The 9865-nt window shown below is 29.7% G+C and carries 10 protein-coding genes; 8 read left to right on the top strand and 2 right to left on the bottom strand.

Annotated features, from left to right (window positions below; all coding sequences use genetic code 11):
* On the bottom strand, nt 1-172 hold a 172-nt coding region (locus KGF48_RS13595), incomplete at its 3' end, for a transposase (protein ID WP_413894812.1).
* Nucleotides 173-482: 310 nt separating this feature from the next.
* On the opposite strand from KGF48_RS13595, the gene KGF48_RS13590 reads away from it, so the two are divergent.
* The 8 genes from KGF48_RS13590 to KGF48_RS13555 all read left to right on the top strand — a co-directional run bounded on the left by KGF48_RS13590 (nt 483) and on the right by KGF48_RS13555 (nt 8360).
* Nucleotides 483-1142: a response regulator transcription factor gene (locus tag KGF48_RS13590; RefSeq protein ID WP_227840335.1), complete on the top strand. Its 660-nt coding sequence runs from the start codon at nt 483-485 to the stop codon at nt 1140-1142.
* Nucleotides 1143-1346: 204 nt separating this feature from the next.
* On the top strand, nt 1347-2405 hold the full coding sequence (locus tag KGF48_RS13585) for a lysylphosphatidylglycerol synthase transmembrane domain-containing protein (RefSeq protein WP_227828261.1): 1059 nt from the start codon (nt 1347-1349) through the stop codon (nt 2403-2405).
* Between the two features lie 244 nt (nt 2406-2649).
* Entirely contained in the window at nt 2650-4794 is a 2145-nt protein-coding gene (gene fdhF, locus KGF48_RS13580; protein WP_227840334.1) for a formate dehydrogenase subunit alpha, read from the top strand.
* A 47-nt stretch (nt 4795-4841) separates the two neighbouring features.
* Nucleotides 4842-5675, top strand: a complete 834-nt coding sequence (gene fdhD / locus KGF48_RS13575; RefSeq protein ID WP_227840333.1) for a formate dehydrogenase accessory sulfurtransferase FdhD — start codon at nt 4842-4844, stop codon at nt 5673-5675.
* Between the two features lie 11 nt (nt 5676-5686).
* On the top strand, nt 5687-5860 hold the full coding sequence (locus KGF48_RS13570; RefSeq protein WP_227828264.1) for a hypothetical protein: 174 nt from the start codon (nt 5687-5689) through the stop codon (nt 5858-5860).
* A gap of 36 nt (nt 5861-5896) precedes the next feature.
* The gene (locus tag KGF48_RS13565; protein WP_227828265.1) at nt 5897-6448 is read left to right on the top strand and encodes a 4Fe-4S dicluster domain-containing protein; all 552 of its coding nucleotides are present in this window, start codon (nt 5897-5899) and stop codon (nt 6446-6448) included.
* Between the two features lie 20 nt (nt 6449-6468).
* Nucleotides 6469-7845, top strand: coding sequence for a [FeFe] hydrogenase, group A (locus KGF48_RS13560; protein WP_227840332.1), 1377 nt, complete (start codon nt 6469-6471; stop codon nt 7843-7845).
* Nucleotides 7845-8360 (top strand): 4Fe-4S dicluster domain-containing protein, encoded by a 516-nt coding sequence (locus KGF48_RS13555; RefSeq protein ID WP_227828267.1) that lies wholly within the window; start codon nt 7845-7847, stop codon nt 8358-8360. Before KGF48_RS13560 ends, KGF48_RS13555 begins: the two co-directional genes overlap by 1 nt.
* An 83-nt stretch (nt 8361-8443) precedes the next feature.
* On the opposite strand, the gene KGF48_RS13550 is transcribed toward KGF48_RS13555, so the two are convergent.
* Nucleotides 8444-9727 (bottom strand): conjugated bile salt MFS transporter, encoded by a 1284-nt coding sequence (locus KGF48_RS13550; protein ID WP_227840331.1) that lies wholly within the window; start codon nt 9725-9727, stop codon nt 8444-8446.
* Nucleotides 9728-9865 lie beyond the last annotated feature (138 nt).

Below are 9865 nucleotides of genomic sequence, written 5' to 3'. Positions count from 1 at the left end.
CCATTTCTATTATTTCTGCTCCAAGTTCATCTGCTTTATATGGTATTATCTCCTTTAACATCTTTTCTACTTCGCCAACTAAAACAGGTTTACGATACTTAGGACAAAATATTATATGATATTTACAGTCATATGTTATATTTCCGTTAGATTTATACACAAAAACTAACACCTCCTACACATAATCTATCATTCGTAGTGTTAGGTTGCAAGTATTATTCTGACTTTTATTTATATTAAGACCTTGCCTTTCATCCCCACATCTAAAGAAGGGGGCTTTTCGGCAATTTTATTGTAAAATAAATATTAAGCGTTTAAAATATAAAATTTTTATGTTTGAAGTGTTAAAATGATTTTATTGTAAAATATTAATTAATTGTTGTAAGTTATAATATAATAGTATGAGATTTTATATAAATTTATAAAGATATAATTAAATATATAAATTAAAGTGTCATTAAATATGTAATGGAGGTGTTAGTGTGTCTAAGATACTAGTAGTAGATGATGAATTAGATATGTTAAAGTTAATTGAAAATATATTAAAGAGAGATGGGCATGAAGTAAAGGTAATTAGTGATGTAGAAAATATTCTTGATATTGACTATAATCCTTTTAATCTAATAATATTAGATGTAATGATGCCTAAAATGGATGGTTTTGAAGTATGTAAAAGTATAAGAAATAAGGTTGATTGCCCAATATTGTTTTTGACAGCTAAAAATATGGAAAGTGATGTTATGTATGGTCTTGGTATAGGGGCTGATGATTATATTACAAAGCCTTTTGGTGTAGGTGAGTTAAGAGCCAGAATAAATGCTCATTTGAGAAGAGAAAATAGAGAGAAAAAAAATTCATTAACTATATCAAATGTTCAATTTAATTTTTTGGGAAAAGAAATTTCTGTTGATAATAATAAGATAAATTTTACTAAGAGTGAGTATCTAATATGTGAATTTCTAGCAAAAAATAAGGGACAAGTCTTTTCAAAAGAAAGAATATATGAGCATGTGTATGGATTTGATGGAGAAAGTGATATAAGTGTTATTACAGAACACATAAAAAATATACGAAGCAAGTTTAAATCTTATGATATTTATACAATAGAGACTGTATGGGGGATAGGATATAAGTGGGTATAATAACGTATTACTCAGTGCAAATACTGTATATATCTACAAAATGTTTGTAAAATATTAATATATATATTAAAATTTAATTTATAGATTAATATTTTTTGCAAATGACAAAATTGTAAGGTATTTTGTTATAAAATATTAATATTAGTAGTGTATACTAATAATATGATGTTTAATATAAATCTTGAGCAAAGGATGGTTTTTCTAATGGATAAACTAAAAAATATTAGAAAGAGCTTACTACAGTATACATTTTTATTTTTACTAATAGGTATAACAATTTACTTGGTATTTAAAACATTAGATATTAAGATGTTATCAAATGTTATAACTATGGTAGATAAAAAGTTTTTATTTGTAGGGGCTCTGGCAATAATGTCTCACATAATGCTTGAAGGATTAGTAATGAAGATAATTATAGAAAGTACTCACAAAGTCAATATTAGATTTATTGGTTTCAAGCTAGCCATTATGGGATTTTATTATAATCTAATAACTCCATTTGCTTCAGGAAGCCAACCAGTACAGATATATGTACTTAAAAAATGCAAAATGCCACTTAGTAAAGCAAGTGCAGTTGTTACAAATAAGTCTATTATTTTTCAAATAGTAGTTACTGTTTATTGCACAATATTAGTATTAATGAATCTAGCTATGCTAGAAAAACAAATGAAAGTAATCATGCCCTTAGTGTTTCTAGGAATAGCAATTAATTCATTTGTTTTAATTATGATAATTTTAGTTATTTTAAATCCTCAAAAAATAAAATATTTTATGAGAGTTTCAATAAAGTATTTAGCAAAAATTAAGTTTTTAAGATTCCTAGAGAGTAAAGTAGACTCTATAGAAAATTTTATAGATGATTATAGTAAAGCAATAAGTTTTTTTGCTAAAAATAAAAAAGTATTGATTTTAACTATTATAGTGACTTTTATTCAATTAAGTGCTTACTTTAGTGTTTCTTTTTGGATATATAAAGCATTTAATTTACAAGGTTATAGCTATATTTATATATTAACACTACAAGCTTTTTTATATATGGCAATATCACCAATACCAACACCTGGTAATGTAGGAGCTAATGAATTAGCATTTTTCACTATATTTAAATCAGTATTCCCTCAACCTCTAATGGGTTATGCAGTATTTTTATATGGTGGATTTATGTACTATTTGATTCTGATTGGAAGTGGTATCTTTACTGTAATCACTCACTATAGAATGAAAAATAGAATTGGTAGAAATGCCGTTTTAAGTGAAAATTAGATAAATCTAAATAAGCATATATTAAAAAATATGTCATAAGAACTATAATATTTTAATTAGATGATTAAAATATAAGAATTATTATGACATATTTTTTTTGAAATTTAAAAGGAATTGTGAGAAAATTGTTGAATTTAATAGATAATATTGCAAAATATTTGTAAATTTTGCATATTATAAAAATACTTCATTATCTTTAAGGTAAATTTTACTCATCAGGGGATAAATCTAAGGGGGGAAATGTATGGAGAAGAAAATTTTAACAGTTTGTCCATACTGTGGAGCTGGATGCCAATTATATCTAGTAGTAAAAGATAACAAGATATTAAGAGCAGAGCCAGCTGATGGTAGAACAAATCAAGGAAGTTTATGTTTAAAAGGTCGTTATGGATGGGATTTTCTAAATGACCCTAAAATTTTAACACCTAGACTAAAAAAACCAATGATAAGAAAACAAGGTGTGCTAGAAGAGGTTGAATGGGATGAAGCTATAAGTTATACAGCTTCAAGATTAAACGAAATTAAAGAAAAATATGGTCCTGATTCTATTATGGGGACTGGTTCTGCAAGAGGACCTGGTAATGAAGCAAACTATATAATGCAAAAATTTATGAGAGCTACAATAGGAACCAATAATGTTGACCATTGTGCTCGTGTCTGACATGCACCATCTGTAGCCGGTCTGGCTTACTCATTAGGTAGTGGTGCAATGTCTAATTCTATACCAGAAATAGAAAACGCAGATGTTTTATTTATATTTGGATATAATGGAGCAGATTCACATCCAATAGTTGCAAATAGAATAATTAAAGCTAAGAAAAATGGAGCTAAGTTAATTGTTACTGACCCTAGATTAACTGAGTCTGCAAGAATTGCTGATATACATCTACCTATAAAGGGTGGAACAAATATGGTTTTAGTAAATGCTTTTGGAAACGTTTTAATAGAAGAAGGTCTTTACAATAAAGACTTTGTTCAAAACCATACACAAGGATTTAATGAGTACAAAGAAATTGTTAAACCATATACAGCTAAATATGCTGAGAAGATGACAGGAATTCCAGAAGAGCTTATAAGAAGAGCTATGAGAGAATATGCAAAAGGTAAGAAGGCCATGATACTTTATGGAATGGGTGTCTGTCAATTTGGACAAGCTGTTGATGTAGTTAAAGGGCTTGCCTCAATTGCTCTACTTACAGGCAATTTTGGTAGAGAAAGCGTTGGAATAGGGCCTGTACGTGGACAAAATAATGTTCAAGGAGCTTGTGATATGGGAGCTCTTCCTAATGTATATCCTGGTTATCAAAATGTAACTGATGATAAGATAAGAGAAAAATTTGAAAATGCTTGGGGAGTAAAGTTATCTCCTAATAATGGATATAGTTTAACTCAAGTTCCAAATTTAGTGTTAAAAGAGAAGAAGCTTAAAGCTTATTATATATTTGGGGAAGACCCAGTACAAAGTGACCCAGATGCATCAGAAGTTAGAGAGGCTTTAGACGAGTTAGAGTTTGTTGTTGTTCAAGATATATTTATGAATAAGACAGCGCTTCATGCTGATGTTATACTTCCAGCTACTTCTTGGGGCGAACATGATGGAGTATATACATGTGCAGATAGAGGATTCCAATTGATGAGAAAAGCTATAGAGCCACAAGGAGATGTAAAACCAGACTGGCAAATTATAAGTGAAATTTCTACAGCAATGGGATATCCTATGAACTATAAAAATACTAAAGAAATATGGGATGAACTTAGAGCATTATGTCCGAATTTCTTAGGGGCTACTTATGAAAAAATAGAGGCTCAAGGTTCTGTTCAGTGGCCTTGTAAGAGTGAAAGTATGGAAGACAAAGGAACTATGTATCTATATGAAGGACAAAAATTCTCTACTCCTAATGGAAGAGGTAATTTATTTGCTGCAGAATGGAGACCTCCTATGGAAGTTGAAGATGATGAATATCCATTTAGTTTATGTACTGTAAGAGAGGTTGGTCACTATTCAGTAAGAACTATGACTGGTAACTGTAGAACACTTAGTTCATTAGAAGATGAGCCAGGTCGTGTTCAAATAAATTGTAATGATGCAGATAGATTAGGAATTGAAGATGATGAATTAGTTAGAATTAGTTCAAGAAGGGGAAGTGTAATCACAAGAGCGACAGTAACTGATAGAGTTAAAAAAGGAGCGACATATATGACTTATCAGTGGTGGGTTGGAGCTTGTAACGAGCTTACAATAGCAAATTTAGACCCTATATCTAAAACACCAGAATACAAGTATTGTGCTGTTAGACTTGAAAAACTTGATGACCAAGAGTTAGCAGAGAAATGTGTAAGAGAAGAATATCAAAGTCTTAAAGATAAAATGACTGCCACAAATGTTTAGTAGTTATTAGATTAAAGATTTATAAAAAGTGGAAGGGTAAATATCTTATGGAGAATATATACTCAAAAGCTAAGTCACAAGAAAATAGTAAAGATGAAGTTTTTGAAAACAGTTATACTTTGGTAGATTATAAATACATGAATTCTTTTAAGTTAGAAATAAACAAAATAAATGAATATAATTTATCTAATGAATATGAAGAAATAATTGCAGAATATCCACTTAGCTTTATTTTAAATGATAAATACATAAATACATTTTTATGTACACCATATAATTTAAAAGAGCTTGTAGTTGGTTTTTTGAGAACAAAGGGATATATAGAAAATAAAAAAGACATATTAGATATAGAAATAAATGATAAGGAACGGGTTACAAAAGTAACTATTCAAGAGAAACAGGATGACGAAGAGGAACAAATTATATTTTTAAACTCACTAGACTATATAAGGTGTACTCCTGTAGAGAGTAATATAAAAATAAATTATGATGCGATTTACAGTATAATGGATAAAAACTTAAATTCGTCAGAATTATTTAAAAATACGGGTGGAGTACACAGTGTATCCATATTTGATAATGATAAAAAAATAGTGACCTGTGAAGATGTAGCAAGGCATAACGCAATGGATAAAGCAATAGGATTTTGTGTTTTAAATGAAATATCATTAAAAGATAAGACTGTAGTTGTAAGTGGGAGAATATCTTTAGAGATGATACTAAAGGCAGCTATGACTCAAATCCCTATTGTAATATCAAAATCAGCACCAACTAATTTATCAATAGAGCTTTCTAAAAAATTAAATATAACTCTTATTGGATTTGTAAGAGGAAGACGAATGAATATCTATGCAAATTCACAGAGAGTTATCAAAAAGTGAGACTGAAGCGTATGTGTGCTAATAAAGAAGAAAAAAAATATTCAAGATGTGAAGTGTGTGGAGTAGTAATTGATGATACTGACAAAGTATATGCCAATAAGTATAATTTGTGTAAAAATTGCAAGCGAAATATAAGTATTGAAAAAACACTAAAATATATAAATATATATAATAAAAATAACTAGGGACTTAGAAATATACAAATTGAAAGGTGGGATAATATGAATAATAAAATAGGCTCTTTTGTAATAGCAGACCCAAGTAAATGTACTGGTTGCAGAACTTGTGAAGTAGCTTGTTTTACGATGCACAACCAACATAATAATGTAGGATATACGGTTGGGACAGTTGACATACCAGTTATACCTAGACTTTATTTAGTAAAAGGTGATACTTTCTGTATGCCAATACAATGTAGACACTGTGAAGATGCTCCTTGTCTAAATTCATGTCCACAAAAAGCTATAAACAAAGAGAACAACGTCATGTTTGTTAATGAAGAAAAATGTATAGGGTGTAAAACTTGTCTCCTAGCATGTCCTTTTGGAGCTATAGATTTACTTCCACAATATAAAGATGGGAAAGAAGTAGAACAAGTAATTTTGGAAGAAAATAAAAAAATAGCATATAAGTGTGATTTATGTAAAGACAACGAAAAAATAGCTTGTATAAGCGCATGTCCTCAAGATGCATTAAAACTTGTTACTCCAATAGATGACAAAAAAGCTAAGAATAGACAAGCTGCACTTAGCTTATTGTTGACAAATAAATAAAGGATAAAGGGGTGACGTTTATGATAATAAATATAGATAAAGATTTATGTACTGGATGCAGAGAATGTTCAAAGGTATGTCCAGTAAATGCTATTGAGGGGGAAGAAGGAAAACCACAAGAAATAAACTTAGATAGATGTGTTATGTGTGGTCAATGTGTTCAAATTTGTAAATCTTATGCTTCAGTTATAGATGAAGGATTTGAGTTTTTGAAAGATAAAAAACAAGAACGAAAAATACCAGAATCAATAAATGAACCTATATTCGCAGCACATAATGTATGTGATGTAGATAGGGTAAAAAAAGCTTTGAGTGACCCAGATGTATTTACCATGGTTCAATGTGCACCAGCAGTTAGAGTAGCTTTAGGAGAGGATTTTGGATACTATCTAGGATATTTAAGTGCTGGAAAAATGGCAGCAGCACTTAGAGCATTAAATTTTGATAGAGTTTATGATACTAATTTCGCAGCGGATTTAACTATAATGGAAGAAGGTAGTGAGTTAATTAATAGAGTTACAGAAGGTGGAACTCTTCCAATGTTTACATCTTGTTGTCCAGCTTGGGTTAAATTTATAGAAAAAAATTATCCTAAATTAACTAATCACTTATCTTCTTGTAAATCACCTCAGCAGATGGGTGGTGCAATATTTAAGACATATGGCGCAGAAATAAATAATGTGGATGCATCTAAAATATTTAGTGTTTCTATAATGCCATGTACATGTAAAAAGTATGAATGTGATAGAGAAGAGATGGATTCTAGTGGATATAGAGATGTAGATGTAGTGTTAACTACTAGAGAGCTAGCTTACCTAATAAAAGACATGGGAATTGATTTTAAAAATTTAGGAGAAGAAAAGTTTGACAGCCCTTTAGGTAGTTACAGTGGAGCTGGAACTATATTTGGTGTTACTGGTGGAGTTATGGAAGCAGCTATAAGAACAGGTTATGAGCTTATAACTGGAGAAAGTATACCTAATGTAGAAGTAAAACAAGTAAGAGGAGAAAGTGGTTTTAGAAAATCAACTATTAAGGTAGGAGATTTAGACTTAAGAGTTGGTGTAGTAAGTGGACTGAAAAATGTAATACCAGTACTTGAAGATTTAGAAAAAGGAAAGTTGGATATAGATTTTATAGAGGTTATGACTTGTCCTGTTGGATGTGTAAGTGGTGGAGGTCAGCCAAAAATTTTACTAGAAGAATATAAAGACTTAGCCTATGAAAATAGAACAAAAGCAACATATGTGCATGACGAACACTTGGCAATTAGAAAATCTCATGAAAATCCTGACATTAAAAAATTATATGCTGAATATCTAGTAGAGCCATTAGGAGAAAAATCTCATCATTTATTACACACTACATATTGTATAGGAAAGGAAGTGGCTAAATAATGAATTATTTTGTTATAGCAGACCCTGATAAGTGCATAGGATGTAGAACTTGTATGATAGGATGTGTGGTTGCACATTCAGATGAAGATATTTTTTACAAAAGTCCAGATGAGATAAACTTTAACCCAAAACTTTCTGTCATAAAAACAAAGGAAGTTAGTGCTCCAATACAATGTAGACATTGTGAAGATGCTCCTTGTGCAAAGGCCTGTCCAAATGGAGGTATAGTTAGGGTGGGTAATACAATAAAAATAAATGAAGAAAATTGTATAGGATGTAAGACTTGTATGCTGGCATGTCCTATAGGAGCGATAGATATAGTTACACTAAAAGATGTAGATAAAGGAAAGCTTTGCTTTAGAGAAAGAATGACAGCAAATAAATGTGATTTCTGTATAGATTCACCAGAAGGACCAGCATGTGTAAATGTATGTCCAACAAAAGCATTTACTATAGTTAAAGATGAAGATATAGATAACACTGTTAAAAATAAAAGAAAGTTAGCTATATTATAATATAATTAATAAAAAGATGGAGTTCTAGTTGTTATTAGAGCCTCCATCTTTTTTGTATAATTTTTATAGAAATTAAGAATTAATTATTGTACCAACTTATCTAACCTATCCTTATTTAGCTTTGCCATTCCTATAGAAGCTGTGATAAGTAAAGCATAAGCGATTATAACTGATAAAATTATAATAGACCAAGAGAATTTATAACCAAAATTATCAACGAGCAATCCAAATAATGTTGAACCAAGTGCAAATCCAATTGCAAAAATTAATTGAACAATCCCAAAAATACTGCCAAACTCCTTTTGACCAAAAAAAGTACCAGTTAAATAAGCAGGTCCAATCATATAAGCAAATACAGAAAGACCCTTTAAAATAGCAAATACAAATGCAAGATTAGCAGATTTATCAACAAATAGTAATGATAAAGTAGCTATAAGTACAAATATAAAAGATATAATCAGTGGTTTTATTTGACCAAATTTATCAAATAATAATCCTCCAAATAAATTACCAATAAGAGCAAATAAGGCAAAAGTAGAACCTACTGTTCCTATTAAAATTGGATTTATATAATTTCTAAGGTAGGTTGGATATTGTACAGATAATGATGAAACATATATACCTACAAAAGCAAATCCAATTGTCATAATCCAAAAATATTTATTCTTTCTAGCTTCTTTTAATGTATAACCCCATACTGAAGGGGACTTTTTATTAGATGTTTTGTCATTTTTTATTTTAGAGCTTATTTTCTCATTAGTATCTTTAGGCATTTTAAGCATAAATAATGTTACAGGTATACCAACTATTAGTGCTACAATCCCAAATATTAGATAAGAACGGCTATATCCTTGAGATGCTAATGAGCGAACTACAAGTTGTTGTAGAAATATACTACCAATAGAGCCACCAGCAAAAGCAAATCCCATAGCCTTTCCTTTACTTTTTTCATCAAACCAAGCACTTATTAAAATTGGTATTCCTATCGCAGATATAATTGTAGCTCCAATTTGTACAATGCATGATACCGTATAAAATTGCCATAGTTCAGTACATATAGAAAATGTAGCAAAAGCAATGCTAGAAATTATACAGCCTAATAAATATAATATCTTAATATTGACCTTAGAAAATAATTTACCTATAAATGGTGATGCAATTGCTGAAGCAATAGTACCAAAAGTAAATATTAGAGAAAAAGATGCTAAGCTAAAACCTTCTCCTTCTACAACATAACTTATAAATTGGGGCTGTATACTTGCTACAATACTAAATGGTATAGCTTGTATCAACATACAACCAAGTACTATAATCCAAGCAGATGAAAAGTTTTTAATGCTAAAATTCTTGTTTAGTAGTGTCTTCATGGTATCATATCTCTCCTTTAGATTATAATTTGTAAATATTAATCTAATTATTCTAATTTTATATATTAGTTTTGGATAGTTGAATTAGTTATATGTAATTTGGGGTATTAATATAAAAATTATCTGTAAAAATTGATT

Source organism: Clostridioides sp. ZZV15-6388, from assembly GCF_020657755.1.
In the GTDB taxonomy this organism is placed as follows: Bacteria; Bacillota; Clostridia; order Peptostreptococcales; family Peptostreptococcaceae; genus Clostridioides.
The sequence above is the reverse complement of the archived record's forward strand: the minus strand, read 5'-3'. Positions and strand labels throughout refer to the sequence as shown.